Consider the following 26142-nt stretch of genomic DNA (forward strand, 5'->3'; position numbering starts at 1 on the left):
TGGTCCAACTGAACCCAACGTATGACCGCCTGCTCCAACTTTTGACAATTCGTTTCTGACTTTGCGGAGAAAACAGTGATCACAGTTCTCGCCACCACCTTTGTAGCGGCAACTGTGGCGCCCTTGATCTTCAGCAAACTTGGTCGGAACGCCTTCTATCTCCTGGCAGCGGTTCCCGCGATCGCCTTCGTTTGGCTGGTCCTGCAGTATGGCCCCGTATATTCCGGCGGCGGTATAGAAGAAGTATTCCCCTGGGTTCCGAACCTGAAGCTCGAGTTTGCGTTCAGGATGGACGCACTCGCCTGGGTCATGTCACTGCTCATCCTCGGCGTTGGCGCCCTGGTGTTGGTCTATTGCGCCCGGTACTTCAAGAACAAGGATCCTGGGCTCGGTGGGTTTGGCGCCCAGCTCCTGGCTTTTGCTGGTGCCATGTTCGGCCTGGTGACGTCCGACGACCTCCTGATGATGTTCATCTTCTGGGAGCTCACCACCGTCCTGTCATACTTGCTCATCGGCTATGCCCGGACCCGCTTGGCCGCGCGGCGTTCTGCCCTTCAGGCGCTGATGGTTACCACAGCCGGCGGGCTGGCGATGTTGGTGGGGCTCATCGTCCTGGGCCAAGCCGCAGGAACCTACCGGATCTCCACCATCCTGGACCAAGCCGGGACGCTCGTTAACGGCACCACAAGTGGGATGGTGGGGGCCGCCGTCGTTCTCATCCTGGTGGGTGCAGTGACCAAATCGGCGCTGGTCCCTTTCCACTTCTGGCTTCCGGGTGCCATGGCGGCTCCAACTCCCGTGAGCGCCTACCTGCATGCCGCGGCCATGGTGAAGGCCGGTATCTACATCGTCGCGCGGCTGGCGCCAGGTTTCGCGGAATCGCAATTGTGGCTGCCAATGGTCCTCGGCCTCGGCTTGGCCACGATGTTGGTTGGCGGATACAGGGCCCTCCGACAGACAGATATCAAGCTCATCCTGGCCTACGGAACGGTGAGCCAGCTCGGCTTCCTGACCATGGTGGTGGGCCTGGGCAGACCTGACGCCGCCCTTGCCGGGCTTGGGCTTCTGCTGGCCCATGGCTTGTTCAAAGCGGCACTGTTCCTGGTGGTCGGCATCATCGACCACCAGTCGGGGACACGCGATATCCGGAAACTCTCCGGCGTCTTCCGCTCCTCACGAGCCCTCGGGGTAGTGGCCGCGATTGCCGCCGCCTCCATGGCGGGGGTGCCGCCGCTGGCGGGTTTCGTGGCCAAGGAGTCCGTGTTTGAAGCCTTCGTGCACTACGGCATGGGCCATGACGCACCTGCCTGGGGCATCTGGATTCTGGTCGGGCTCGTGATCGGTTCAATCCTTACCTTCGCGTACAGCGCGCGCTTCATGTGGGGTGCCTTTGCCACGAAGCCCGGTATAGAGCACACGCCCTTCAAAGCCATCAAGCCCGCCTTCCTGGCTGCGCCTGCCCTTCTGAGTTTCCTCACCATTGTTTACGGACTGTGGCCCGCGCCGGTGGATAGTTGGATCCAGCCTTACGCAGCGCTGTTCGCAGATGGGGAGGAAGCCGTCGACGCCGGGCACTTGGCTTTGTGGCATGGGCTCACTCCCGCTTTGGGACTGACCGCGATCACTTTTGTTGCCGGTGCCGCAATGTTCTACGGCCGCAACGTCGTTTCACGCGTGCAAGGCCTGGTTCCCGATTGGGTGGACGGCGACCGCGCCTACCAACATACGATTGGCGCTTTGGACGACGTCGCAGTGTGGGTCACGGGCCGCACCCAGCGTGGTTCACTGTATTTCTATCTGACGGTCATCCTCACGGTTGCCTTCGCAGTGCCCCTCGCAGCTCTGCTCCTGACCAACAAACCGTTGCCTGACGGTATCTATTTCATCGATCCAAACTCTCCGTTGCAGTTGATCGCGGGAGTGGGCATCGTGGTGGGCGCGCTAGCTGCTGTCCGCGCCAACAAGCGCTTCCTGGCGGTGCTCATGGTGTCTGTCACCGGTTACGGCATCGCGCTCATGTTTGCCTTGCAAGGAGCGCCTGACCTTGCACTGACCCAGATGCTGGTGGAGACCATCGTGCTGGTGGCCTTCGTTTTGGCCATGCGCAGCCTGCCCGCCGAACTACGGGACCGAACGGGTGGCCGCCTCCGGGTGATCCGCGTGATCGTAGGTGCTGCGTTCGGCATCACCATGATCTTCGTTGCCATCTACGCCATGGGTGCCCGCGTGGCCACGCCTGTCTCCCTTGAATTCCCACGCCTGGCCTACGAAGGCGGCGGTGGCCTGAACGTGGTCAACGTGACCCTCGTGGACATCCGCGCGTGGGACACCTTCGGCGAAATTTCGGTCCTGGCCGTGGCCGCCACTGGCGTTGCCAGCCTGATCTTCGTGCGCAGCCGCGGCGACCGCATTAAAACCTCAGAGGCAGTACCGGAAGGCAGCGTGGGGCGGCGCACCGGCGTCGACCGCGACTCCCGCGACGGTGCCCGGCTGGCCGTGGCGAGGAAGTTCACGGACGTTACCCGCGATGCCTGGCTGGTAGCAGGCCGGACGCTGGCTCCTGAGCGGAGGTCCATTATTTTCGAAGTGGTCACCCGGCTGATCTTCCACTCGATGATCGTTTTTTCCATCTATCTACTCCTTGCGGGTCACAACTTGCCCGGGGGCGGCTTCGCAGGCGGCTTGACCGCAGGCCTTGCCCTCACCATCCGCTACCTTGCCGGGGGACGCTTCGAGTTGAGCGAGGCGGCGACAGTGAGTGCAGGCACGCTGTTGGGGACAGGACTAGCGACGGCGGCAGCGTCCGGTTTCGTGCCGCTCCTCCTCGGCGGCCAGGTGTTCCAGAGCGCGATCATCGAGTTTTGGCTGCCCGTATTCGGAGACGTCAAGTTCGTAACGTCCACGATCTTCGACATCGGTGTCTACATCGTGGTGGTGGGACTGGCGCTCGACGTCCTACGCAGCCTGGGCGCTGAGATCGACGAACATTTTGAAGGGAAGGTGCCAAGGGCCGTAAAGACCCGAGCCGCCGAGTCTGAGTCCGCCGAAACGGCCGCCTCCGGGAAGGGCAACCCATGAGCATCAACCTGACCCTCCTGATCGTCATGGGCGTCCTGTATGCCTGCGGTATCTACCTGATTTTGGAGCGAAGCCTGACTCGCGTCCTGCTTGGCTTGATGCTGCTTGCCAACGCCACCAACCTGCTGATCCTCAGTACGGGAGGGTACGCCGGACTCGCTCCTTTGTTCAATAAGGAAACAGCCTCCAGCGAGTACAACGACCCCCTGCCACAGGCGCTCATCCTCACATCGATCGTCATTTCATTCGCCGTCACTGCCTTCATGCTCGGCATCATCTACCGGACTTGGGCCTTGGCACGGCAAGACGAAATCCAGGATGACATCGAAGACCGCCGCGTAGCCCGGACTCCCAGCTTCGACAAGGAAGACGACGCCATCGTCCCGCTGGAAACATCGGAGTTCGCGATCACTCCTGCCAGCCCCGAAGACCGCGCCCAGCCGGACGCGACCGAAAAGCCCAACACTGTAAGGACCAAGGAAGGAGGCAGCCAGTGAACCTCGCCAACCTGTCGCCACTGGCCGTCCTCCTTCCGATCCTCGGGGCGGCCCTCGCATTCGTGCTGATCCGGCATACGGCTGCGCAGCGGGTAGTCAGCATCGTGATCCTCAGCGCGACGCTCCTGCTCGAATGCCTGCTCCTGGCGTCCGTGTGGGAGGGAGGCACCACTTCCGTCACGCTCGGTGGATGGCTGCCGCCATGGGGCGTGGTGTTGGTGGTGGATCAGTTCTCCTCACTCATGCTCGTGGTTTCCACCGTCGTCAGCCTCGCGGTCCTGATCTACGCCACCGGCCAGGGCATGGCTGATGGCGACAAGGAAGCGCCGGTCTCGATCTTCCACCCCACTTATCTGATCCTGGTGGCGGGCGTATCCAACGCCTTCCTCACAGGTGACCTTTTCAACCTTTACGTGGGCTTCGAAATCCTGTTGACGGCCAGCTATGTGCTGATGACCCTTGGCGGGACGGGGCCGCGCATCCGTGCCGGCGTCACCTACGTGGTGGTCTCCGTGGTTTCGTCCGTCTTGTTCCTCATCGCTATCGCCATGATTTACGGAGCTACAGGAACCATCACTATGGCGGACCTCGCCATCAAGCTGGCCGAACTGGATCAAGGAACCCAGAATCTCCTGCACGTGATGCTGCTGGTGGCGTTTGGGATCAAGGCGGCCGTGTTCCCTCTGTCCTTCTGGCTTCCCGACTCCTATCCAACAGCTCCGGCTCCCGTCACAGCCGTCTTTGCTGGCTTGCTGACCAAGGTGGGTGTTTACGCCATGGTCCGCACCGAGACACTCCTCTTTCCCGGGGACACCCTCAACGTGCCCTTAATGGTGGTGGCGCTGCTAACCATGGTGGTGGGCATCCTGGGTGCCTTGGCACAGAGCGATATCAAACGTCTCTTGTCCTTCACCCTGGTCAGCCATATCGGCTACATGGTGTTCGGCTTGGCAATGTCGTCCGTCGCGGGGCTTGGCGCTGCCGTGTTCTACGTGGCGCACCACATCACAGTGCAGACCAGCCTGTTCCTGGTCACTGGCCTGATTGAGCGCAGGGGCGGATCGTCGTCCATTGACCGCTTGGGTGGCCTGGCCAAACTCTCGCCACTCCTTGCCTTGCTGTTCTTCGTCCCTGCGATGAATCTTGCGGGCATCCCGCCATTCTCGGGTTTCCTGGGCAAGCTCGGGCTCCTCCAAGCGGGCGTGCAACTGGGTACGCCGCTGGCCATCGTTTTGGTGGTGGGCGGCGTCGTCACCAGCCTCCTCACCTTGTTGGCAATTGCGCGTGTTTGGAACAGGGCATTTTGGCGCAAGCCCGAGGACGCCGAGTACCCGGACCCCGTGCTTCAGACGCCAGGCAATGTTGGGGTACTGCCCCGGACAATGGTGGGCTCCACGGCTGGCCTTGTGGCCTTCGGTGTTGCGCTCACAGTCTTTGCTGGCCCACTCTTTCACCTCGCCGACGGCTCGGCGGAAATCATGTTGGACCGCACTGCCTACATCCATTCAGTCCTGGGGGACTCCGCGGAGGTACCAGCGGTGGGTCAGTCAGGGGCTGCCAAATGAGCCGTAAACCGATCTCCTTCCGCACTGAACTGCCCCTGCTGGTGTGGCTGGTCATCGTCTGGGGTGCCCTGTGGAGGGACTTCAGTCCGGGAAACCTGCTGTTCGGTGCGCTCATCGCCGTGCTCGTGGCCAAGTTCTTCTACCTTCCGCCAGTGGAGCTCGGGGGCAGGTTCAACGTGCTGCGCGCCATGTCCTTCGCCCTGATGTTCCTGGGCAGAGTCGCGGCAGCGAGTTTTCTGGTCCTCTACCTGGCCGTAGTGAAGGGTCCAAAGGTGCGCAGCGCCGTCGTCGGTGTTCCGTTGCGCAGCCATTCTGACCTCATAGTCACGGCAACCGGGCACGTTATCTCGCTGATTCCCGGCTCGCTGGTGGTGGAAGTGGACCGCTCGACGTCCACGCTTTACCTGCACGCGCTCAACATTTATGAGGATGCTGATATCACTAAGATTCGCCAGGAAGTCCAGAACATCGAGGCCGCGCTGATCCGGATCATGGGAACGCGCGAGGAACTCCATGCACTCCAGGCTGAACCCGGTGCGGGCATGGAAGGGGCAACCCTATGAAAGAACTTGTTCTGCTGGTAACGGCGGTGATCCTGAGCTTGGCTGCGGTGGGCGCGATCATCCGCATCGCCATCGGCCCGTCCTTGTTGGACCGAGTCTTGGCATCGGACGTCCTGCTGGCCATTCTTGGCGCAGCGCTTGCCACCGACATGGCGATGAACCGGCACCTGAATAACTTGGTGTTGCTCGTGGCTCTCGCGGTGATCGGCTTCGTAGGCTCGGTAACATTTGCCCGATTCGTAGCGGATCGGAGGGATCACAGCAATGAGTCCTGAAGCGACCGGAGTGGATGCCGTGATTGATGCAGTGACGGCCGTGTTTCTTGTGGTGGGTGCCCTGATGTCGCTCGGAGCCGCAATTGGCCTCCTGCGGTTTCCCGATCTCATGAGCCGCATGCACGCGGCAACCAAGCCGCAGGTCTTGGGCCTATTCCTCATGCTTGCAGCCATGGGTCTGCAAATGCGCACATGGTGGGTTTGGCCGGTTCTGGTGGTGGCCTGGATTTTCCAGCTGCTGACTGCGCCGGTCTCCGCACATATGGTGGGCCGCTCCGCTTACCGGACCAAGCATGGGCACCGCGAACTGCTCACCAAGGATGAGCTTGAAGCGGTTGTCCAAAGGGCAGCCGCCGACGGTTCCACCCCGGACACTTAGAACAACGCGGGGTCACTTAGGCACCCTCCCGACGACGGTGAGGGACCCTAACTGACCCCGCGTTGGAATGCCTATGCGCGGCCTAGACGATGTCCTGCGTCTTGGCGAAGCGGGCGATGGCACGCTGGGTGCCGCGGCTCGCGAAAACCTGGATGAGCGTACTGACGAAGGCCGAAATCAGCGCGAAGGACAACGCTGAGCGGAGGCTCGTTTCCATATCGTCGTGGCCCGTGGGCGGTTTGTTGCCCGTGGCCTTTTCCCAGCCCTTGTTGACCAACTTGGTGCCGACGAATCCGGCTGCGAGGCTTACTCCGGCACCCAGCAGCTTGAAAAAGAGGTTCATGCCCCCAGCCTAGCCTCACTTCCAGGTGGGTTGGGACTAGCGGCGGTTTTCCCGTTCTTTGAGGAAAGCTGCCATGGAACCGCGTGGTGCAAGGACAGGAACAACGTCGTGATCGGCTTCCCAGACGGCATCCACTGTTCCGAGGCCGGCAACTTCCTTGAGCAGGTAATACGTGGGTGGCATCAGCTGCAATGTACCGGAGGCTTCAGCCGCCAGGATCCCGTCCACAGGCATCCAGAGTGATTGCCACGCTTCGGTGGTTTGATGCTGGGGTTCTGCTTCCGGAGCAGGCTTGGCTACGTAGAAGTAGGTATCGAAACGCTTTGGCATGTCCGTCGGCGTGACCCAATTGGCCCACGGTCGCAGATCTGAGGCATCAAGGCTAAGTCCGGCCTCCTCCCAAACCTCCCGCAGGGCAGCCGTGAGAACCATGCCCGACTTTGCCGGTGCGTGTTCGGTATCGACGGCGATGGAGGTCAGGCGCCAGTCTGCAGCATGCCGTTCCAGCAAGTCAGCCGGGTAATCCCATCCGTCCTGGTCCGCGGCATCAACCCGGCCTCCCGGAAAGACCACCATGCCGGCGGCGAAGTCCATAGTGGTAACCCTGTGCTGGACGAACGCTTCGAGCCCGCCCGGGGCGTCGCGGAGCAGGATGACGCTCGCAGCAAGGCGCGGTTGGGGAACCGGGATGTCCGTAGTGGGAAGGTCCGTCATGAAATGCCCCTTTGCCGCGTCGATTCTGCTGGATTATTCTCTCAGGTCCGGTTGCGAGCCGTATTGTGACCAGTCCCCAGCGCGCACGAACACCCACAGGTGTAAACTGAACCACGCCCATAAGGGCAGATTAATAACGACAGGGGAGCGCCGCCGTCGGACCTTGCAGAGATGCAGGAGACGCGAGGGCGCTGAGAGTGCGGACAGCCGCAGACCCTCGAACCTGATCCGGTTAGTACCGGCGCAAGGGAGTCGAGCTTCTCAGAGTGTCCGGATCCGGGCGGCGCAAGCCGGCCGGGAGTTCCGGGGAGCACTTTCCCCTCCTGTACCTCAGGAGGCAGAAAAATGACCACGGCAAGCGTGAAGAAAACCAGTTATAACTGGCGTGTTGTAGACATCGTGGTGGCAGCTTTGATTGCCATCGCCGGAGGCGTGATCTTCTGGGCCTGGTCCCAGGGCGCCGCAATCGTATCCATCCCCATGAACGCCACGTATCCGCCGCTCACCGGTTTGATCGCCGGTGGCTGGATGATCCCGGCCGTCCTGGGCATGCTCATCATCCGCAAGCCGGGCGCAGCCCTGTTCTGCGAAGCCGTCGCCGCCACCGGCGAACTCATCATGGGTTCCCAGTACGGCACCACCGTCCTCATCTCCGGCATCCTCCAGGGACTGGGCGCAGAACTCGTCTTCGCTGCGTTCAGGTACAAGAAGTTCGACCTGTCCGCTGCACTCCTCGCAGGTGCTGGCGCGGGCCTCTTCTGCGGTCTGAACGATTCCTTCCTGCCTTGGGGCTGGAACATCGCCTACGAAGCGATCGACAAGCTGGCCTACATCGCCTTCTGCACGCTTTCGGGTGCGATCATCGCGGGCGCGCTGTCCTGGGTTGCCACCCGCGGGCTGGCCAAGACGGGCGTCCTCAGCTCCTTCGCGTCGCGCAAGGCTGCTTCGGAGCCCGTCTTCAACTAATGCCTGCGAAAGAAGGCAGCAACCAGCAAAGCAGCCACCAAGTCCGGCCTGCCGCCATCACCGCCCAAGGGTGGGGATGGCGGCATGCCGGGCGTTCCACACCCGCCATCCAGGACCTCGATCTCCGGATCGAGCCCGGCGAGCGTGTGCTCCTGCTTGGTCCATCAGGCGCAGGGAAGTCCACACTGCTCCATGCCCTCGCCGGTGTACTGGGTGACGAGGAAGACGATTCGGATGAGACCGGCTCGCTGTTAATCGACGGCGTCGCTCCCCGCGAGCAGCGCGGCCGCGCAGGTCTGATGCAGCAGGATCCGGAGACCCAGGTGGTGCTCTCCCGGGTGGGTGACGACGTCGCATTTGGCGCCGAAAACCTGGCCGTTCCCCGGGATGAAATTTGGGCGCGCGTCCATGAAGCGCTCGACGACGTTGGGTTGCGCACCGCTGCCGGCAGCGGTTTGGCACTGGATCACCCGACGGCGGCACTCTCCGGCGGGCAGAAGCAGCGCCTTGCGTTGGCTGGCATCCTGGCGATGCGGCCCGGGCTGATCCTGCTGGACGAACCCACGGCCAACCTGGATCCAGTGGGTGTGCTTGAGGTTCGCGACGCCGTGCAGCGCTGCCTGGACAAGAGCGGCGCCACGTTGGTTGTCGTGGAACACCGTGTGTCCGTGTGGAAGGACCTGGTGGACAGGATCGTGGTCCTCCAGCCACCGTCGGCCGGGGGCGGTGTGCTTCTGGACGGCCCTCCGGATCAGGTGCTAACTGAAGCCCGCACCATGCTGATGGCCGCGGGAGTGTGGGTGCCGGGGTATGTTCCGGCTACTCGCGCCCGCAGGACCACAACTCAGGAAATGGGCGGCCATGAATCCACCGCCCAACTTCTCGTCGTGGCACAGGACCTGGCTGTTTCCCGTGAGAAGTCCCGCCGTCGCCGCTTCAAAACAATCCCGCCCGTCCCCGTGCAATCGGGTATCAGTGCACAAGTCAGGGCTGGTCAGGCGCTCACCATCACGGGCCCTAACGGCGCCGGCAAATCCACTTTTGCGCTCACATTGGCCGGCCTTCTGGCGCCCGTGCACGGCAAAGTAAGTGCCGCCGTCGAGCTTTCCGAAGGAGCTGGAATCGACCCCTTCAAGTGGAAGGCGGACCAGCTGATTTCGCGCGTCGGCACCGTGTTCCAGGAACCGGAGCACCAATTCGTGACGGGCAAGGTCCTGGACGAGCTGATGTTCGGACCAAAGCATCTGGGACATGGTGAAGAACGCGTGGATGAATTGTTGGAGCGTTTGCGGCTCACGCACTTGGTGGATGCGAACCCTTACACCTTGTCTGGCGGTGAGAAGCGCAGGTTGTCCGTGGCTACGGTCCTTGCGGCCCATCCCAAGGTGCTGGTGCTGGACGAGCCCACATTCGGACAGGATGCCAACACCTGGGCCGAACTGGCGTCGTTCCTGTCGGAACTGCTCGACGCCGGAACGGCTGTTGTGTCCGTGACGCACGACGAAGAATTCAGTGCGGTCCTTGGCGGCACGGAACTCCATCTGGATCCGGCGACGTCGCACGTCCCGGACCCGCGCGTCCCCGACCCACACAACGAGGCAGCCCACCAGGAAGCTGGTGCCGCATGAGGGACGCCCTGAACCTGCGCGGCAACCACGCCCTCCTCACGCGGGCAAATCCTTTGGTCAAGTTCGTGTCCGTCTTCCTCATTTCGCTGGTGCTCGCGTTGTCGATCGACTGGGTATCCGCTTCGACTGCCCTCATCGCCGAGCTGGCGCTGTTCCCGCTGGCTGGCCTCACACTGCGGCTTCTATGGCAGCGCGCCTGGCCACTTATCATCGCTGCAGCGATTGGCGGCTGGAGCACCGCAATCGTGGCGGCCGACAGCGGGGCTGTACTGCTCGACGTCGGACTTTGGTCCATCAGCGAAGGTTCCCTTCAGCTGGGACTGGGATTCATGCTTCGTGGCCTGGCGATAGCGCTGCCGGCAATCCTGCTGATGACCTGCACAGATCCCACCGACCTGGCTGATGCGCTGGCACAGAAGGCAAGGCTGCCACACCGCTTTGTCCTCGGTTCGTTGGCCGCCATGCGCCTGGTGGGTTTGATGGCTGAGGAATGGCAGACCATCGGCATGGCCCGGCGCGCCCGGGGTGTGGGTTCGCAGGGCAGCCCGCTACAACGGCTGAAGGCAACGCTTGGACAGAGCTTCGGGCTACTGGTCCAGGCTGTCCGGCGGGCCTCCCGGCTGGCCATCACCATGGAGGCACGTGGTTTCGGCGGCGGGCAGAGAACGTGGGCCCGGGAATCCACCTACTCACTTCTGGACGTCTGGGTGCTCCTGGGCGGCCTCGTCATCGCTGCAGCTGCGGTACTCACGGCCGTCGGCGCTGGAACGTGGAGTTTTGTCTGGCGTTAGCGCTTCCAACTACAGATATCGCACTATGCGGGTAGCATGTGATGTTTGCCGCTGAATCAGCGATTTGTTGTCCGCTTCTAACTCATTTGTGATATTTTTTTGAGTATGACGCAACCTACCGCCGAACATGTAGGCCTCCTGCTCCGCAACGCGCGAAGCGAAAAGGGCTGGACGCAGGGGCAGTTGGCTTCTGAGCTGGGAACCAGCCAGAGCGCTATCGCCCGAATGGAGCAGGGCAAACAGAATCTCAGCCTCCGAATGATTGAACGGTTGGAGGCCATCTTCGGCCGCTCCATCGTCAAGGTCGGCAAACCGCAGATGACGCACCTCCGGGTGGAAGGCGGTCACACGCTATCCGGTGAAGTGGATGTCAACAGCAGCAAGAATGCCGGCGTGGCCCTGTTGTGTGCCAGCTTGATCAACCGGGGCACCACCACGCTGCGTCGCTTGGCCCGCATTGAGGAGGTCAACAGGATCGTTGAGGTGCTGACGTCCATCGGCGTCGAATGCACCTGGCTCAACGGCAGTGACCTCCGTATCCGCAGGCCTGAAGTCCTTGACCTTGAGTCGATGGACGTGGAGGCTGCTCGCCGTACACGCAGCGTCATCATGCTGCTCGGGCCGCTCCTGGACGAGACCGCCGAGTACCTGCTTCCGTATGCCGGTGGATGCGACCTCGGCACGCGAACCGTCGAACCACACATGCAGGCATTGCGCCAGTTCGGGCTCACTGTGGGGGCAAAGTCCGGCTTCTACTCCGTGGTTGCACCCCCTGCTGATGGGCACGACCGTTCCTTCGTCCTCTCCGAACGTGGCGACACCGTCACCGAGAACGCAATCATGGCTGCTGCACACCGTGAGGGCACCACCGTGATCCGTAACGCGAGCCCCAATTACATGGTCCAGGATCTTTGCTTCTACTTGCAGGGCCTGGGCGTCACCATCGAGGGCGTCGGCACAACTACATTGAAGATCACGGGCCGGTCATCCATAGATGTGGAGATCGAGTACTTCCCTTCAGAGGATCCCATCGAGGCCATGAGCCTGATCACTGCGGGCATCGTGACCAATTCCGAGGTCACCATCCGCCGGGTGCCTATCGAATTCATGGAAATCGAGCTGGCCACCCTGGAGCAGATGGGCCAGAAGCTGGAAATCTCAGGCGAATACATGGCCCGCAACGGCAGGACGCGCTTGGTGGATGTCACCACCAAGCCCTCCGAGCTCCACGCGCCACAGGACAAGATCCACCCCATGCCGTTCCCTGGGCTCAACATCGACAACCTGCCCTTCTTCGCCGTGATCGCGGGGAACGCCGAGGGCCAAACCATGATCCACGACTGGGTCTACGAGAACCGTGCCATCTATCTGACGGAGCTCAACAAGCTGGGCGCCCAAGTGCAACTCCTGGACCCGCACCGCATCTACGTCAACGGACCCACCAAGTGGCGGGCCGCGGAGATCGGCTGTCCGCCGGCCCTGCGTCCGGCAGCCTGCCTGCTCCTGGCGATGTTGGCTGCCCGTGGAACCTCAGAGCTTCGCAACATCTACGTGATCGAACGTGGTTACGAGGATCTGGCCGAGCGCCTGAACACCATTGGCGCCAAAGTGGAGTACTTCCAGGACTAGGCACGCTTTTCTGCTGGATCATCCTGCTCCCCACGTGGGGAGGAGCCCGGATTCCCGGGACGCCACGTCGGCAATGGAGCGATGATCCAGCAGAATTTCCCGGGCCGCATGAAGCAGAATGGTGCCATGCGGACTTTCGGGGTGGAGGAAGAGCTACTCATCGTCGATCCTGTGACGGGCGAGCCCTTGGCCCTCGCGGATGCACTGCTGGCAGGCACGGAACCCGCGCCTGAAACAGGGATGGGGCTGAGCCACGAACTGAAGCTGGAACAAATCGAAACCCAGACCCGCCCGTGCCATAGCTACAGTGAGCTCCTCCAGCAGATCCGGCGCGGACGTGCGATGGCCAATGACGGTGCCAGGAAACACAACGCCCGGGTGGCCGCGCTTGCCACATCACCCCTGGCTAAGAACACCCATACGACTCCAGATCCGCGCTTTGCCGTGATGCTTGAACGCTTCGGGTTGACGGCCCACGAGCAACTGACGTGCGGCTTCCATGTGCACACTGCCGTGGAGTCGCCTGAAGAGGGCGTGGTGGTCCTCGATCACATTCGCGACAAACTTGCTGTTTTAACGGCCATCAGCGCCAATTCCCCATACTGGCGTGGGCTGCCCACGGGTTTCGAGAGCTACCGGATCCAGGCCTGGAACCGGTGGCCGACGTCCGGGCCTTCTGCCGTTTTTGGCTCGTTGACTGCCTACCGGCGCATGGTCCAGCGCCTCCTGGACACGGGGGTGCTCCTTGACGAGGGCATGATCTACTTCGACGCCCGCATCTCCCGCAACCATCCCACGGTGGAAGTGAGGGTGGCTGACGTGTGCCTCCGCTCGGAAGACGCAGCTTTGATAGCAGTGCTTGTGAGGGCATTGGTTGAGACCGCTTCCCTGGAAATGCTCGACGGCGTTGAGCCCGCCTCGGTGCCGACGGCCCTGCTCCGGATGGCGAGTTGGCAAGCGAGTAATTCGGGACTTCGCGGAGACCTCTTGGACTTTGGCGACTTCCGTCCCCAACCGGCAGCGGATGTGGTCTGGGCTTTGGTGGATTACCTGAGTCCTGTCCTGGACGATCAAGGTGAACTGGAGCTCGTGAAGGCCGGAATCTCGGACATTCTTGAGCGCGGGAACGGAGCACGGGAGCAACGCGAAGCAGCAGAACGTTTCAACAACCGGCAACGTGACGCACAAAATCCGCCGGGAAGCCCGCCCAGCAACGAGGCCTTGGGGGCGGTGGTTGGGCATGCGGTGAAGGCGACGATTCGTGGCGCTACCGCAGACTCGCACAAGGATCCGGCGCCCATCCTGACCAGGGTCCGCAGGCCCTAGGCTTCTGCAGAGTCAGCCTCTTCCCACGTCATCAGGTACGCCCCCGCTAAGCCCTCGACAAGGTAGAACACTAACGGCGGGATGTCCTTCTTGGCCACAAGGATGGCGCCGTAGATGGGCGCGCTGGCTGCAGCCGTGACCCCGATCCATCGTTTGGCGGGCGATGCCAGGAGGCTTCCGCCCAGCGCAGCCAAGGCAAGAACGTGGAGCCCGGAGTAGGCGAGGAATGGCGCATTGGATCCCCGGCCGTAGGCAAAGCGTTCCAGGTCCGAGGCCCGGCGGGACAAACTCGACACAAAGAGCGGGGCCCCTGCCAGCAAAGAGGCCGCGGCTGCAATTGCCCACCGCTTCGCCCGTCCGCCCGGGAGACGACGGGCAAAGGCTGCGAATCCCACAGGCACCGCGACGGTTCCAGCCGCTGCAAGGTGCTGCCCAACAACCCAGCCACGCTGGCCGGCCTCAAGCATACGAAGGCGTTCGGCGGCGTCGGGGGTGATGTAGACGCGCGACACCGGCGAAATACCTGCAAACCAGATCGCCGTGCCGGCAACGATGACCGCTCCGGCACGGCGATAGGGATGATTCCCGCTCATGCGAGACAGGTTAGACCTGTTTGAGGGCCTTCTCCAGATCCAGAATGAGATCGTCTACATCTTCCAGGCCCACGGACAAACGGACCACGCCGTCGCTCAACCCAATGGCCGCGCGACCTTCAGGCCCCATGGCCCGGTGGGTGGTGGTGGCCGGATGCGTGATGAGGGACTTGGAGTCGCCCAGGTTGTTGGAGATGTCGATGACGCGCAGACCGTCCAGCAACGCGAACGCGGCGTCTTTGGCGGACCGCCCGGAAGAGGGCAGCAGCTCGAACGTCAGCACAGTACCGCCGGCCTTCATCTGCTTCGCCGCCAGTTCGTACTGCGGGTGCGATTTCAACAAGGGGTACTTGACCCAGCTAATGGCAGGTTGCTGCTCAAGCCATTCCGCGATTTTCAAAGCGGAGGCCGAGCTGTGGTTCACGCGCAGGCCGATGGTCTCCAGTCCCTTGGTCAACACCCATGCGTTGAACGCGGAGAGCGACGGTCCGGTGTGCCGCATCAACTGTTTGACCGGGCCATCGATGAATTCCTTGGTACCCATGATCGCGCCGCCGAGGACGCGCCCCTGGCCATCGATGTGCTTGGTGCCGGAGTAAACAATGACGTCTGCGCCCAAGTCACCGCAACGCTGCAGCAGGGGAGTGGCAAAGACGTTGTCGACGACGACGGTCGCTCCCGCTGCATGCGCGAGCTCGCTGACGGCGGCGATGTCCACGATTTCCTGCATCGGGTTGGACGGCGACTCGAAGAACACAGCGGTGGTGGGTTCGGAGAGGGCAGCACGCCACTGATCGAGGTCGGGACCATCGACAAACACGGTCTCTACGCCCCAGCGCGGCAGGATCTCATTGAGGATCACGAAGCACGAGCCGAACAGGGAGCGGGCGGCAACCACGCGATCACCCGCAGCCAACAGGGCACCCAAGGCGGTGAACACCGCGGACATGCCGGACGCCGTCGCAAAGCAAGCCTCGGTTCCTTCGAGCAACCGCAACCGCTCTTGGAACGTGGCCACGGACGGGTTGCCGTAACGGGAGTAAACGAAGCGTTCGTCCTCGCCAGTGAAGGCGCGTTCGGCGGCGGCAGCGGATTCGTAGACGAAGCCGGAGTTCAGGAAAACGGGTTCGGACGTCTCCTGGAAGTTGGTACGGTCAAGGCCACCGCGTACTGCCTGGGTGTCAGGGCTCCAGCTGGCGGCATCGGGATTGAAAGTCACTTAGTCGTTCCCCAGGTTGGTCGGCAGGCCACGGTTCTTCCAGCCGTTGATGGTGCGTTCGCCATACCGGTCCGGGTCACCTTCGAAGCCCTCGAGGACGTTGTAGGCGGTGAATCCGGCCTGCGTCGCGGCGATGGCAGCAGAGATGGAGCGCTGGCCTGAGCGGCAAATGAAAACGAGTTCCACGCCCTCGCCCTCGGGTGCCTGCTGCTGCAGGTCCTCGAGGAAACGGGAGTTGGGAATGCCGCCGGCGAGGTTCCACTGAATGAACAGGGGATCGTTCTCTGTGGCTTTGGTGTCCGGAATGCCGATGTGTGCCCACTCGGCCTCGGTGCGGACGTCTACCAGGATTGCGCCTTCTTCAAGCTTGGCCCACGCGTCCTGCGGGGTCAGGTCACCTGCGTAACTCATGCGTGTCCCTCGAATGCTTCTTCTTCGTCGTCGTTCTCCAACTGGTCAACAGCATTCGCGACGGCGGCGTCTGCGTTGGCGATGGCAGTGGGCAGGACGACGGCCTGCGCCACGATGACATCCGTGCCATTGAACGTGGCTGCCGGGCTGCCGTGGAGCACGTAGCCGTCGGCGAGGGCCGTGGTGATCCGCTCACAGAATTCACGGGTATCCGGACCTGTAATCAGGCGGTAGGAGAGTTTTTCTTCAGTGGGTTCAGGCATTGGCTGGTGCTCCTCAGTCACGCTTGCAGTTCGAAGTGTCGATACGCCGAGTAGTCACCTGAGGCACCCCGCCGGAGAGAGGGTTGCCGACCAGCAAGTCAGGGCTTGGCGCTGGTGCTCATTACTCAAGAAAAACGTAACATCCCGCGGCGGCGGCCCGCACTTGCAAGCGGTTACGCGGTCGTCATGTTGCGTAACCGGCCCATGCTGGAGTAGCAGCCTAAATGTGACGTCCCGGGAGCATAATTGACGCAGTACGACCCCCTGTAACTTCGCAAGAAATCAGGTCGCGGTGAACGGACAAGGCAGCCCTACACTCAAGCCCATGCTGCATTTTGGATGGTTCGTGGGGCACGGTTTCGGTGTCCAGGGCTGGGGAACTCCCGGCTACAGCCTGGGCTACGACTGGAAGAAACCTGCCCTGTATCAAGACGCCGTGCGCGCGTTCGAGCAATCCGGCCTTGACCTTTTCATCATCGAGGATTCCCTTACTGTTCCTGATACTTATGGCGGCACTGCCGAGGTCTCGCTGGCACACGCCTCCTTTGCGCCTAAGCATGATCCTTTGGCGCTGGTCCCGTACCTTCTGTCCGCCACCAAGCACCTTGGGATTGTGCCGACCGTCAGCGCATCCTTCTATCCGCCCTTCACAGCCGCCCGGCTGCTGGCCACGCTGCAGCACTTCTCCGAGGGGCAGCTGGGCTGGAACGTTGTCACTTCCGGCAGTGACCTGGCAGCACAGAATTACGGTTTGGACCAGCAGATTGAACACGACCTTCGGTATGAGAAGGCGGAGGAATTCGTCGACGTCGTACGGAGGCTTTGGCGGAGCTGGGAACCTGACGCGGTGCTCGAGGACGTTGAGGCCGGCAGATTCGCCGACCACACCAAAGTGCACCCTATTAACCACCAGGGCGACTTCTTCAAGGTCCGCGGTCCCCTTAACACCGCACCCCTGCCGGAGGAGCCCGTACTGGTGCAGGCGGGTGCTTCTCCTCGGGGCAAAGCGTTCGCAGGTGGGCACGCCGACGTCGCGATCGCGTTGGCGCGTGGCGCTGACGGCATGAAGGCCTACCGGGATTCCATCCGTGCCGAGGCTGCCAAGGCTGGCAGGAACCCCGACGACGTCAAGGTACTTTTCGTGCTGAAGCCCACCGTGGTTGGCTCATCAGCCGAGGCTGATGAGTTGCGGGCGCAGCGCCGGGAGCTTACCCAGCGTGATATCGACAGCCAGCTCAACTCGATCTCCTACCTGTCCGTGATCGACTTCAAGCAGTTCGACCTCGATGCGCCGTTGCCTGAATTGAGCACCAACAGCAACCAAGGCACCTTGGAGCACTTCGCCAAGGCAGCGCCTCCGGGGTCTACCCTGCGCCAGATCCTTCAGGCACGCAGCGGTGGTGCCGGCGATTCGATCATCGGCACGGTTGGTGAAATCGCCGACTACCTTGAGGAGACCGGCGAGGCCGTGGGTGGGGACGGCTTCCTCTTCTCGGGGTTCGTGGACCCCGTCACCGTGCACGGCGTCTTGGACAAGCTGACTCCCGAACTGCGCCGCCGCGGCCTGTTGAGGAAGAGTTACGGCGTCGGCGGCTTCCGCCAGAATCTTCTGGACTTCTGACCATGTCTTCCGAACCAATCCCCGTGCCCAGGACTTCCGAGCTCAGGGCCCTGCTGATCGGCACATCGCCGGTGGACCCTGAAAGCGTGGCGAAGGCTGCCTTGGATCCGGCGTTTCACGTGAAACTCAACCACGATGCGTTGTCTTTGATCAGCCGCTCACGCGAAGTGCTTGAGCGCGCGTCGACCTCAGGGCAGAGAATCTACGGCCTCAACACCCTCCTTGGGTCCGGACGGGATACGACTGTGGAGGAGGGGTCGGTTCTTGCCTATCAAATCCAAGTAGTCAGATACCACAACAGCGGCGTGGGCGACTATCTGGACCGGCCTTCTTCCCGCGCAGTGATCCTCACCCGGCTCATCGGTTTCAGCCGCGGCGGCTCCGGTGTCCGGCCCGAGACGGCCCAGTTTTATGCCGAAATGCTCAACCGTGGAGTTTTTCCCGCCATCCCGGGCGAAGGCTCAGTGGGCTCCTCGGACCTCACCCAGCTCGCCGCCGTCGCCGCCGTCGCCATCGGTGAAGGTGAAGCGATCGATGCGAACGGCACCTTGGTGCCCGGGGCGAAAGCGCTCGCCGACGCCGGTCTACAGCCGCTGCGGCTCGCGCCCGGTGAGGCCCTGGCCCTGGTCAGCGCAAACGCCTACTCGGTGGGGGCCGGCACCCTCGCCTTGGTGCGCCTGCAGCAGCTGGCGGAACTTGCCGACGTCGCGCTTTCGCTGTCCTTGGAAACCATTGCAAGATACGACGGCGGCGGGAACCTCAGCCCGTTTTCGCCGGTTATTCAGGCGGGAAAGGCGGTGGACGGGCAGAAGGACTCGGCGGCCGCGGTACGTTACCTGTTGCGCGGCGGCTGGTTAGAGGACGTTCGTCCCGAAGTCTCGGTGCAGGACGCTTTGTCATTCCGTGCTGCGCCCCAAACGCATGGCGCTTTTCGTTCCTTGGTTTCACAGCTTGGCGCTGCATTGAGCGTGGAGTTGAACGGGCGAGGCGACAACCCGTTGGTGGATATCGAAACGGGGCACATGGTGTCCGGCGGGAACTTTCAACCGATGCAGCTGGCTCTTTCCTTTGAGGGCCTGCGGCTTGCTCTGGCGCACGTGGGCATTTCCAGCGAGCGGCGTATCGCCAAGCTGTATCCGCCACAACGGGTGATCCGGGCGAGGCATCTGGACGCTGCCGCCAGGCACCAGGAGGATGCGTCGTCGAATGGGGTTTCTGAGTCCGGGCCGGCCGCAGGCCTTGTGGAGGAGGAGTTGCCCGGGTTGCTCTGGTACTCAGCAGCTGGACTGCTATCCGAACTGAAGTTCCTGGCAGCGCCGGCGACGCTCGGGGCACCCACCCTCTCGGCCGACGTCGAGGACCACTCCACCTTGGCGCCGCTGGCATTGCAGCAACTCGAAAAGTCCGTGGAGGCTTTGGAGAAACTGCTTGCCATTGAGGCGCTGACGGCGTCGTATTTGCTGCTCGAAGCGGGAGCCGCGCAGCCGCTCGGGAAGGGGACTGGCGCCGTCGCGGGCCGGCTGGCTGATGTGCTGGCGGATCGGCCGTCGGCTCCGGATCTGGTGGAGCGCGCGCGACGTGAATTGCGTGATGTGGTGGCGCAGGAATTGCCGCCTACGCCTCAAAGGGAGGGGACCACGTGAGTACCGCAATCCGCAAACATGGCGCACACTCGGCGGCGGGGTTGCCTGATGGGCTGGATGCCTCCGTCCTGGACAAAGTGGGCAACACTCCGCTGGTGAAATTGGAGGCGCTGGGCCGTGGATTGGGCAGCACCATCCACATCAAGCTTGAGTCCGAGAACCCAGGCGGATCGATCAAGGACCGTACTGCGTTGAGCATGGTCCGGGCGGCCGAGCGCTCCGGAGAGTTACAGCCGGGCGCAACCATTGTGGAAAGCACCTCCGGCAATACCGGCATCGGTCTGGCGCTCATTGGGCGGTTGACGGGGCATCCCGTGGTGGTGGTCACCGGCGACACCATCTCCCAGGAGAAGCTCGCCGCGCTCCACAGCTACGGGGCGCGCGTGGTCCTGACGGACTGGAGCGCGCCCTCAGAATCGCCGGAGAACGCCCGCGCTGTGGCAGCGCGCATCACGGCTGGGACGCCTGGTGCCTGGCGGCCCATGCAGTTCGATAACCCTGCCAATCCAGCCGCACATTATGAAACGACAGGACCGGAAATCTGGGAGCAGACCCACGGGTTGGTTACGCATTTTGTGGCCGGCATCGGAACCGGCGGGACGATCAGCGGCAATGGCCGGTTCCTGAAAGAGAAAGTTGCAGCTTTGCGGCCGGGCGGGCACCTTGAAGTGGTGGGCGCCGACCCCTACGGCTCCGCCTACAGCGGGGGACATCCCGGGGAGATCCTGGTGGATGGTGTGGGTAACTCCTGGCCCCAGGCTGAATGGCCCAAGGCCTTTGACCGCTCCATTGTTCACCGTTTCCTGCGCATTCCCAACGACGAGGTCTACTCCACGGTGCATCGGCTCCTCGACGAAGAAGGGCTTGCGCTTGGTCCATCATCCGGGCTCGCGGTGGCCGCTGCCCTGCGGGTGGCGCGGGCCGCGCCCCACGGTTCCGTGGTGGTGGCCATAGCGCCCGACGCCGGAACGAACTACCTGAGCAAGGCCTTCAATCCCATCTGGCTGGCAGAGCACGGAATCCACCTGGCCCGCGACGCCGCCGAATAGCACCCTCTCTCACATCGAGCGGCTTTCCGACGGTTCCTCTCTCACATCCAACGGCTTTTGGCCGGTTGTTCTTTCACATCCACCGGCTTTTGGGCGGTTGCTCTCTCACGTCCGCACCGCCACGGGGTGCACCCGCCCTCCAACAGGCGCACCCCGAGCAGCTTTCCGACGGATGCTCTCTCACATCCAACGGCTTTCCGACGGTTCCTCGCTCACATCGAGCGGCTTTTGGACCGTTCCTCGTTATGTCCGCCCGCCAGGGGTGCACCCGCCCTCCAACAGGCGCACCCCGAGCGGCGCTTAGCCGGCCGCCAGCCTCCTGATCAACTCCGACTGACCAGGGAACTGCGCCACGAGTGCCTCCACATCTTCACTCGTGGGCTTCGCGGAGTCGCTCGGTTCGTAGCCGGGCGACAGGCTGCAACTGACCAGGACGAAACCGTCCCCAGCCAACTCAGCCCCGAACCACGTGGAATGCGGCGCCGCGCCATGCAGGATTTCACCAGCGTCCGGGGCCGGACCGAAGACCGTTGATGAGTATCCGTTTGTCTGCGAAAAGACGTGCAGCCGTATTGATGCACCCAGATGGAAGAACCACAACTCGTCCTGCTTCAAGGTGTGCAACTGAAGGACTTCGCCCGCCTGCAGCAAGTACCAGTTGGAGCTGTACAGCGGATGGTCACTGCCGAAACGAGGTGGCAAGGCCGGACCAGCGATCAACTCGTCGCTCACCATTGCCGGCGCGAACCAGCCGCCAACGCCCGACGGCGTCATGTCCAATCGCTTGATCCACTCCTTCCCGTCCGGGCCGGCTGAGTCGGGGCGGGCTGAATCCCGGCTGGCGGAGTGAATGCCCGGGCTCCCGGCGGCCAGATCGACGTCAGTCATTGGGAGGATCCGCCAGTGAGAAGCAGACCGTGATCCCGATGATCGCACCCGTGTCCAGCGACCGAAGGAGCCCCTTCTGGGTCACGATGTCCACGTTCACAGTCCCGCCATCCTTCAGCGGAACCTCAATGACCTCGTGGAAGTTGAGCAACGGCTTGCCGCTCGCCATCACCTCCTTGTCATGGGCAACATGGGCCGCCCGTGAATCCTGATGACCGATCAATTGGTCCTTGGTCATCCCCACCAGGTCGGCGAAGTTCTGGTTCACCCACAGGAAAACGGAGTTCGCGTCCTTGACTACCCAGTACACGCCGTCTTGCCTGTCCAGGACGTCCGCGACTGTCATCGGGGGCAAGGTGGGCAGGACTGCCGGATCCAGAGCCGGAACCGCGGTCACAGCGCAAGTCCCGTGCCGCCGTCGGCCTCCAACCGCTCGGCCAGGTCCTGCGTCAACGCAACCATGGTCATGGTTGGGTTCCAGGACCCGCCGGTTGGCCACAATGAACCGCCAGCTACGTAGACATTTTCGACGCCGTTCAGGCGGTAGTCGGTGCCGACGGTGGAGTCCTCTTCCTCCCCAATTGGAAGGCTGGAGCTCTCGTGCACCAGTCCCGGAACGCGGCGCTCGGGAATGCCGGGCCGGTCCGATCCCCAGGTTCCGGTGTCCGGGTCGCCGTGCCAATACTCCACATGATCCGCGCCATCGGGTGACAAGACGCGCTCCAACATCTGGAAGGTGCCTTCGTCCATGGTGTCCCACGTGGCATCGTCCGTGGAGTTGGCCAGGACTTGAAGAGTCACGTTGTTGGTGGGGTCCGGTCCGCCGGAGTAGCGCAGGTGGTTTTCCGGGTTATCGATGTCCAGTTCGCCCAGTACGGCACACACGAACACCAAGTAATCCTCTGACGACTGGAGTTGGGCCAGGGAAGCGGTGGCCACGACGTCGGGTGCGTAACGCTCGGACTTCTGGGCGTTCTTGTCCGGGCTCCGATCCGAAAGCACTGAAAGCTGCACGTGGTACTGCATGCCAGCGGGGCTCATGCCCGCCATGTAGATGGCAGCCAGTTCCAACTCTCCCAGGGCCTCACTGAAGTCGAAGTCCTTGCGGGGAACCCTTGCCACGACGGATGTGATGAAGTGGGCGCTGAACTGCTCGCCAACTCCAGGTACTTCCGGGAAGGAATTGAGGACCAGAGTGGCAGGTGGCAACGTGCCCATGGCAAGTACCAGATTTGCGTTCCCGATGTTCACCACGCCCCGGGTGGTATCCAGCGCAGTGGCCCGGCCGTCCTGCTGGATGATGCTGTTCACAGTGCAGTCTGTAATGACGCGGAGCGGTGATCCCTTGCCCGCCGCTGCCAACCGTTGCTGCTTGTCCGACAGCTCAAGCAGGACCGACGGCGTGGAGAATTTGGCGAAGTCAATGCCTGAGGTTGCGCCCGAAGCTGCAGCCAGCGGTGCTGGCATGGATCGTGTGGCGGAATCGATCTTGTGCAAACCGACCGCCAGCCGATCCTGAAGTGCCTTCTGCAGGATCCCGTAAACGGGACGGGTGTTGTTGATGAGATCCACGACGTCGGCAGACGCGCCGGCGTCGATTTGGTCGGCACTGACCACATTCAGCAAATCCTCTGCAGTGGTGAAATGCGCTTTTGCGGCATCCATGACCTCGCGTGGCCATCCACGCATCTCATCCTCTTCAGGGCGCGGACACCAGGCGCTCCACATAATGGAGCGGCCACCATAGAACGGGACCATTCCGTGCTGCCAGGAGATCTTGCCAGCGGGTTGGTTGGCCGTGGCGGCAGCCAGCGTCCAGGGGAAGGTTTCAGAAAGCCCGCCAAGGGTTTCGCGGTAGGGCAACGGAAGGTTTTGGAAATGCTGGGGCAAGAAGAACGGGCCCCGCTCAATAACCAGGATCCTGGCTTGCGGGTTAATCGTCAGGGTCCTCTCTGCGAACGCGTACCCGCAGAACCCGCTGCCGATGACAATATGGTCGAATTGTTCCGTTTCGCGGACGTCTTTCCATTCTTCCTGGCTGAGGAAAAATACGTGATCCATGACCTTCTGGGGAGACGGATCCTGGGGTCCGGGTGTGGGAAACCCGTGGTTGAAATTCTGGGACGAAGAAACTGCACTCACAATGATGCCCTCCATCAACATTCTGTTCTCACGGCGTAGTGAAAACAGTGTGTCCTGCCGGACAGAGAGGGAGTTCTCCCGCCCCAGCAGGGATCACTGCGCCTCAGTGAATCACTGTTGGAATGGGCGCGCAATAGATACTGGAAGCGTATTTATTTGCGTCGTTGGGGGCGTCCGTCATTTGCCATGATTAGTAGTCAAGTATCATTTTCAGTATGTGATGAAGTGGTCATAAATCAGTCAAGAATGCGGGCTGGTGGGACGCGTTTGCACTGGATGAGGCTGGCATTCCAAAGCGGGATGCTCCTGGGCGGGCCAGCACCCCATGCCTGTTGCGCTAGGCTCCAAGCATGCCTGAACAGGAAACAAAAGCACGTCTCGCCGGCTATCTGGATAAGCAACAGCCCGAGCTTTACGCAACACTGAGCCACTATGCCCAGCAGGTGATTGGGGAAGCCGACCGGACAGGTGTCCCACGCCGGACCATCGAACTTCTGAACTACCTTGCCTCGCAGATCAACGGCTGCGCATTCTGCCTGGACCTGCACCATCGCCGGGCCTTGGGGTATGGCGAAACGGAACAGCGTCTGTCCTTGGTAGCTGTCTACAAGGAAGTGGCGCTGTTTGAGCCGGCCGAACGGCTGGCCATGGAAATCACGGAGCAGATCACCCGGATGAGCACGTCGCGGCCGAGCACGGAACTCTTCGAGCGGGCCCGGGAACACTTCAACGACGAGCAAATCAGCGTCCTCTGCATGGCAGCTATTGGAATCAATGCCTTCAACCGCCTGTCCATCCTGAGCGAGCACCCGGTCAGGACGGTCAAGCCGAAGTCCTGAATTCAGCAGGCCGTGTGGCGTCCTGACCTCCTTTCAAACAACATCAGCCCCTGGGCAACCCGAAATGGTTGCGCAGGGGCTGATCTGCCGTCAAAGAAGGTCAGGAAGCCACGGCCGCTAGACGCCGACAGCCTTCTTGAGTGACCGGCGTCGTCCGTACTTGAAGTAGAAGAACGCGTAGCAGGCGCCTACGAACGGGACGCCGAAGAGCAGTGCCGCCACCTGGTTGGGGTCGAACGCGATGCCGATCAAGGAAACTACGCACAGCGCGAACGCCAGGATCGGAACCAAGGGAAAGAGCGGCGCCTTGTACGGGAGCGTGCTGAGGTCGCCGCCGTTCTTGATAAACGTGCGCCTGTACACGAAGTGCGAGGCAACAATGGACATCCACACGCCCACGGTCGCGAAGCCGGCGATCGAGACCAGCACCAGGTACACGGTTGCCGGCGCCACAATGCTGCTGATCAGGGAAGCAAGGCCGCCCAGCATGCTGACGCAGAGGGCAATCATCGGGATGCCACGCTTGGTCAGCGTCCTGAATGCCTTGGGTGCGTGTCCTTCGTCGGCCAGCGAGAAGAGCATGCGGGCGCACGAGTAGAGTCCGCAGTTTCCAGCCGACAACAGTGCAGTGATGATCACGAAGTTCATGATGTCCGCGGCGAACGGAATGCCGAGCATGGAGAAGACAGTGACGAACGGGCTTTCGTCCACGCTGACCTTCTCGTAGGGGATGGTCGCTGCGATGACGGTAATGGCCCCGACAAAGAAGATCATGAGACGGATGACCGTGGTCCGCATGGCCTTGGGGATGTTGGCGCCGGGATTGGATGTTTCGCCGGCGGCCACACCGATCAGTTCGGAGCCCGAGAAGGCGTAGAACACTGCCAGGCAGGTGACGAACACGCCCGTGAAGCCGTTGGGGAAAAGCCCTTCGGGCGTGCTGAAGTTGCTCGTGAGCGACGGGTATTCGCCTACGGCGAGGGGGTGGAAGCCCATCAAAGCGGCGCCGCCCAGGATAATCAGGCCGACGACGGCGGCAACCTTGATGAGCGCGAACCAGAACTCAGATTCACCAAAGACGCGCGATGAAATGGCGTTCAGCGTGAACAGGACCGTGGCGAATACGAAGCACCAGATCCAGACGTCGACGCCAGGGAACCAGCGTTGCATGAGCAGGCCGGCCGCAGTGAATTCCGAACCCAGCGCCACCGCCCAGCAAAGCCAGTAGAGCCAGGCTGTGGCGAAGCCGGTTGCGGGTCCGATGGTCCGGGCGGCGTAGATGTGGAAGGCACCTGAAACGGGGAACGCAACAGCGAGTTCCCCGAGGCATGCCATAACCAGGTAGACCACCACGGCTCCGATGAGGAACGCGAGAACGGCGCCCAAGGGGCCCGCGGTGGCAATGGTGTAGCCCGAACTGACGAACAGGCCTGAGCCGATGACGCCGCCCATGGCAATCATCACCAGGTGCCGGGCCTCCATGGACCGGCGAAGTCCTGTCTGTGAGGCGCCAGTCTCCGACTGGGCCTCGGGTGCCGATGCCTCGGCTGTTGTGGGGGAGCTGTGTCCCATATTCCCTCCGGGAAGTTAGCCAGCAAAGTCTAAAGTGGTGTCAGGCGGACGTGATCCAACTAACACGAGAACAAGATTCATCACACGACGGACACCCATTTCAAGGAGGATAAGGAACGCGATTGAACCTCTGTGAAGCTCAATGCTG

At 62.3% G+C, this 26142-nt stretch carries 25 protein-coding genes and 2 riboswitches; of the genes, 15 read left to right on the top strand and 10 right to left on the bottom strand.

The features are described 5' to 3' along the window. Positions 1-75: 75 nt before the first annotated feature. From AB4Z15_RS02750 to mnhG, 6 genes are read left to right on the top strand one after another with little or no spacing between them, the layout of a single operon-like run. Positions 76-3078, top strand: coding sequence for a Na+/H+ antiporter subunit A (locus AB4Z15_RS02750; RefSeq protein WP_442015959.1), 3003 nt, complete (start codon positions 76-78; stop codon positions 3076-3078). Then, positions 3075-3575: a Na(+)/H(+) antiporter subunit C gene (locus tag AB4Z15_RS02755; protein ID WP_442015960.1), complete on the top strand. Its 501-nt coding sequence runs from the start codon at positions 3075-3077 to the stop codon at positions 3573-3575. The genes AB4Z15_RS02750 and AB4Z15_RS02755 overlap by 4 nt, the downstream gene beginning before the upstream one ends. Continuing rightward, the gene (locus AB4Z15_RS02760) at positions 3572-5140 is read left to right on the top strand and encodes a Na+/H+ antiporter subunit D (RefSeq protein WP_442006068.1); all 1569 of its coding nucleotides are present in this window, start codon (positions 3572-3574) and stop codon (positions 5138-5140) included. The genes AB4Z15_RS02755 and AB4Z15_RS02760 overlap by 4 nt, the downstream gene beginning before the upstream one ends. Next, positions 5137-5703: a Na+/H+ antiporter subunit E gene (locus AB4Z15_RS02765; protein WP_442015961.1), complete on the top strand. Its 567-nt coding sequence runs from the start codon at positions 5137-5139 to the stop codon at positions 5701-5703. Before AB4Z15_RS02760 ends, AB4Z15_RS02765 begins: the two co-directional genes overlap by 4 nt. Next, positions 5700-5978, top strand: a complete 279-nt coding sequence (locus AB4Z15_RS02770; RefSeq protein ID WP_442015962.1) for a monovalent cation/H+ antiporter complex subunit F — start codon at positions 5700-5702, stop codon at positions 5976-5978. The genes AB4Z15_RS02765 and AB4Z15_RS02770 overlap by 4 nt, the downstream gene beginning before the upstream one ends. Further along, complete coding sequence (mnhG, locus tag AB4Z15_RS02775) at positions 5968-6357, top strand: monovalent cation/H(+) antiporter subunit G (protein ID WP_442015963.1); 390 nt, start codon at positions 5968-5970, stop codon at positions 6355-6357. Before AB4Z15_RS02770 ends, mnhG begins: the two co-directional genes overlap by 11 nt. Positions 6358-6439: 82 nt before the next feature. Here the strand turns inward: mnhG and AB4Z15_RS02780 are convergent, their stop codons facing one another. Both AB4Z15_RS02780 and AB4Z15_RS02785 read right to left on the bottom strand, forming a co-directional pair. After that, complete coding sequence (locus AB4Z15_RS02780; protein ID WP_216926797.1) at positions 6440-6700, bottom strand: DUF4235 domain-containing protein; 261 nt, start codon at positions 6698-6700, stop codon at positions 6440-6442. Positions 6701-6736: 36 nt separating this feature from the next. Beyond that, positions 6737-7414, bottom strand: a complete 678-nt coding sequence (locus AB4Z15_RS02785; protein WP_442015964.1) for an NUDIX hydrolase — start codon at positions 7412-7414, stop codon at positions 6737-6739. A 131-nt stretch (positions 7415-7545) separates the two neighbouring features. After that, a riboswitch (TPP riboswitch) is annotated at positions 7546-7682 on the top strand. 77 nt (positions 7683-7759) lie between these two features. Between AB4Z15_RS02785 and AB4Z15_RS02790 the strand changes: the two genes are divergently transcribed. From AB4Z15_RS02790 to AB4Z15_RS02810, 5 genes are all read left to right on the top strand, one after another. Continuing rightward, positions 7760-8380, top strand: a complete 621-nt coding sequence (locus AB4Z15_RS02790; RefSeq protein ID WP_442003399.1) for an ECF transporter S component — start codon at positions 7760-7762, stop codon at positions 8378-8380. Beyond that, positions 8380-10008 (top strand): ABC transporter ATP-binding protein, encoded by a 1629-nt coding sequence (locus AB4Z15_RS02795; RefSeq protein ID WP_442015965.1) that lies wholly within the window; start codon positions 8380-8382, stop codon positions 10006-10008. The genes AB4Z15_RS02790 and AB4Z15_RS02795 overlap by 1 nt, the downstream gene beginning before the upstream one ends. Next, entirely contained in the window at positions 10005-10799 is a 795-nt protein-coding gene (locus AB4Z15_RS02800) for an energy-coupling factor transporter transmembrane component T family protein (RefSeq protein WP_442015966.1), read from the top strand. The genes AB4Z15_RS02795 and AB4Z15_RS02800 overlap by 4 nt, the downstream gene beginning before the upstream one ends. 105 nt (positions 10800-10904) lie before the next feature. Further along, entirely contained in the window at positions 10905-12428 is a 1524-nt protein-coding gene (locus AB4Z15_RS02805; protein WP_442003396.1) for a UDP-N-acetylglucosamine 1-carboxyvinyltransferase, read from the top strand. Between the two features lie 126 nt (positions 12429-12554). Next, on the top strand, positions 12555-13754 hold the full coding sequence (locus AB4Z15_RS02810) for a glutamate--cysteine ligase 2 (RefSeq protein WP_442016186.1): 1200 nt from the start codon (positions 12555-12557) through the stop codon (positions 13752-13754). On the opposite strand, the gene AB4Z15_RS02815 is transcribed toward AB4Z15_RS02810, so the two are convergent. Genes AB4Z15_RS02815 through AB4Z15_RS02830 form a run of 4 tightly spaced genes read right to left on the bottom strand, consistent with a single transcriptional unit; the run spans position 13751 to position 16240 of the window. Continuing rightward, positions 13751-14347 carry a hypothetical protein gene (locus tag AB4Z15_RS02815; RefSeq protein ID WP_442015967.1) on the bottom strand — a complete coding sequence of 199 codons (597 nt, stop codon included), beginning with the start codon at positions 14345-14347 and terminating at the stop codon, positions 13751-13753. The genes AB4Z15_RS02810 and AB4Z15_RS02815 overlap by 4 nt on opposite strands. A 10-nt stretch (positions 14348-14357) precedes the next feature. Further along, positions 14358-15566, bottom strand: coding sequence for an O-succinylhomoserine sulfhydrylase (locus tag AB4Z15_RS02820; protein WP_431116873.1), 1209 nt, complete (start codon positions 15564-15566; stop codon positions 14358-14360). Next, positions 15567-15977 (bottom strand): rhodanese-like domain-containing protein, encoded by a 411-nt coding sequence (locus tag AB4Z15_RS02825; RefSeq protein ID WP_442003393.1) that lies wholly within the window; start codon positions 15975-15977, stop codon positions 15567-15569. Beyond that, positions 15974-16240, bottom strand: coding sequence for a DUF1737 domain-containing protein (locus AB4Z15_RS02830; RefSeq protein ID WP_442015968.1), 267 nt, complete (start codon positions 16238-16240; stop codon positions 15974-15976). Before AB4Z15_RS02830 ends, AB4Z15_RS02825 begins: the two co-directional genes overlap by 4 nt. 14 nt (positions 16241-16254) lie before the next feature. Further along, positions 16255-16366, bottom strand: a riboswitch (SAM riboswitch). 166 nt (positions 16367-16532) lie between these two features. Between AB4Z15_RS02830 and AB4Z15_RS02835 the strand changes: the two genes are divergently transcribed. Genes AB4Z15_RS02835 through AB4Z15_RS02845 form a run of 3 tightly spaced genes read left to right on the top strand, consistent with a single transcriptional unit; the run spans position 16533 to position 20553 of the window. Then, a complete protein-coding gene (locus AB4Z15_RS02835) occupies positions 16533-17861 on the top strand; it encodes an NtaA/DmoA family FMN-dependent monooxygenase (RefSeq protein WP_442015969.1) in 1329 nt (442 codons plus the stop codon). A 2-nt stretch (positions 17862-17863) separates the two neighbouring features. Then, positions 17864-19504, top strand: coding sequence for an aromatic amino acid ammonia-lyase (locus AB4Z15_RS02840; RefSeq protein WP_442015970.1), 1641 nt, complete (start codon positions 17864-17866; stop codon positions 19502-19504). After that, the gene (locus tag AB4Z15_RS02845; protein ID WP_442015971.1) at positions 19501-20553 is read left to right on the top strand and encodes a PLP-dependent cysteine synthase family protein; all 1053 of its coding nucleotides are present in this window, start codon (positions 19501-19503) and stop codon (positions 20551-20553) included. The genes AB4Z15_RS02840 and AB4Z15_RS02845 overlap by 4 nt, the downstream gene beginning before the upstream one ends. 300 nt (positions 20554-20853) lie before the next feature. Here AB4Z15_RS02845 and AB4Z15_RS02850 read toward each other — a convergent pair whose 3' ends face one another. From AB4Z15_RS02850 to AB4Z15_RS02860, 3 genes are read right to left on the bottom strand one after another with little or no spacing between them, the layout of a single operon-like run. Beyond that, a complete protein-coding gene (locus tag AB4Z15_RS02850; RefSeq protein ID WP_442015972.1) occupies positions 20854-21441 on the bottom strand; it encodes a cupin domain-containing protein in 588 nt (195 codons plus the stop codon). Further along, positions 21434-21838 carry a PAS domain-containing protein gene (locus AB4Z15_RS02855; RefSeq protein WP_223934696.1) on the bottom strand — a complete coding sequence of 135 codons (405 nt, stop codon included), beginning with the start codon at positions 21836-21838 and terminating at the stop codon, positions 21434-21436. Before AB4Z15_RS02855 ends, AB4Z15_RS02850 begins: the two co-directional genes overlap by 8 nt. Next, positions 21835-23502: a GMC oxidoreductase gene (locus tag AB4Z15_RS02860; RefSeq protein ID WP_442015973.1), complete on the bottom strand. Its 1668-nt coding sequence runs from the start codon at positions 23500-23502 to the stop codon at positions 21835-21837. The genes AB4Z15_RS02855 and AB4Z15_RS02860 overlap by 4 nt, the downstream gene beginning before the upstream one ends. Before the next feature lie 431 nt (positions 23503-23933). Between AB4Z15_RS02860 and AB4Z15_RS02865 the strand changes: the two genes are divergently transcribed. After that, positions 23934-24422: a carboxymuconolactone decarboxylase family protein gene (locus AB4Z15_RS02865; RefSeq protein WP_442015974.1), complete on the top strand. Its 489-nt coding sequence runs from the start codon at positions 23934-23936 to the stop codon at positions 24420-24422. A gap of 117 nt (positions 24423-24539) precedes the next feature. On the opposite strand, the gene AB4Z15_RS02870 is transcribed toward AB4Z15_RS02865, so the two are convergent. Further along, entirely contained in the window at positions 24540-25994 is a 1455-nt protein-coding gene (locus AB4Z15_RS02870) for an amino acid permease (protein ID WP_442015975.1), read from the bottom strand. Between the last annotated feature and the right edge of the window lie 148 nt (positions 25995-26142).

It is taken from the genome of Paenarthrobacter sp. 2TAF44, from assembly GCF_052114885.1.
Classification (GTDB): domain Bacteria; phylum Actinomycetota; class Actinomycetes; order Actinomycetales; family Micrococcaceae; genus Arthrobacter.

Bases quoted from the DNA above. Each gene is read 5' to 3' on its own strand.
- AB4Z15_RS02755 (WP_442015960.1), top strand. From the start codon at position 3,075: ATGAGCATCAACCTGACCCTCCTGATCGTCATGGGCGTCCTGTATGCC.
- AB4Z15_RS02765 (WP_442015961.1), top strand. From the start codon at position 5,137: ATGAGCCGTAAACCGATCTCCTTCCGCACTGAACTGCCCCTGCTGGTG.
- AB4Z15_RS02770 (WP_442015962.1), top strand. From the start codon at position 5,700: ATGAAAGAACTTGTTCTGCTGGTAACGGCGGTGATCCTGAGCTTGGCT.
- mnhG (WP_442015963.1), top strand. From the start codon at position 5,968: ATGAGTCCTGAAGCGACCGGAGTGGATGCCGTGATTGATGCAGTGACG.
- AB4Z15_RS02780 (WP_216926797.1), bottom strand. From the start codon at position 6,700: ATGAACCTCTTTTTCAAGCTGCTGGGTGCCGGAGTAAGCCTCGCAGCC.
- AB4Z15_RS02785 (WP_442015964.1), bottom strand. From the start codon at position 7,414: ATGACGGACCTTCCCACTACGGACATCCCGGTTCCCCAACCGCGCCTT.
- AB4Z15_RS02790 (WP_442003399.1), top strand. From the start codon at position 7,760: ATGACCACGGCAAGCGTGAAGAAAACCAGTTATAACTGGCGTGTTGTA.
- AB4Z15_RS02795 (WP_442015965.1), top strand. From the start codon at position 8,380: ATGCCTGCGAAAGAAGGCAGCAACCAGCAAAGCAGCCACCAAGTCCGG.
- AB4Z15_RS02800 (WP_442015966.1), top strand. From the start codon at position 10,005: ATGAGGGACGCCCTGAACCTGCGCGGCAACCACGCCCTCCTCACGCGG.
- AB4Z15_RS02805 (WP_442003396.1), top strand. From the start codon at position 10,905: ATGACGCAACCTACCGCCGAACATGTAGGCCTCCTGCTCCGCAACGCG.
- AB4Z15_RS02810 (WP_442016186.1), top strand. From the start codon at position 12,555: ATGCGGACTTTCGGGGTGGAGGAAGAGCTACTCATCGTCGATCCTGTG.
- AB4Z15_RS02815 (WP_442015967.1), bottom strand. From the start codon at position 14,347: ATGAGCGGGAATCATCCCTATCGCCGTGCCGGAGCGGTCATCGTTGCC.
- AB4Z15_RS02825 (WP_442003393.1), bottom strand. From the start codon at position 15,977: ATGAGTTACGCAGGTGACCTGACCCCGCAGGACGCGTGGGCCAAGCTT.
- AB4Z15_RS02830 (WP_442015968.1), bottom strand. From the start codon at position 16,240: ATGCCTGAACCCACTGAAGAAAAACTCTCCTACCGCCTGATTACAGGT.
- AB4Z15_RS02840 (WP_442015970.1), top strand. From the start codon at position 17,864: ATGTCTTCCGAACCAATCCCCGTGCCCAGGACTTCCGAGCTCAGGGCC.
- AB4Z15_RS02850 (WP_442015972.1), bottom strand. From the start codon at position 21,441: ATGACTGACGTCGATCTGGCCGCCGGGAGCCCGGGCATTCACTCCGCC.
- AB4Z15_RS02860 (WP_442015973.1), bottom strand. From the start codon at position 23,502: ATGGATCACGTATTTTTCCTCAGCCAGGAAGAATGGAAAGACGTCCGC.
- AB4Z15_RS02865 (WP_442015974.1), top strand. From the start codon at position 23,934: ATGCCTGAACAGGAAACAAAAGCACGTCTCGCCGGCTATCTGGATAAG.
- AB4Z15_RS02870 (WP_442015975.1), bottom strand. From the start codon at position 25,994: ATGGGACACAGCTCCCCCACAACAGCCGAGGCATCGGCACCCGAGGCC.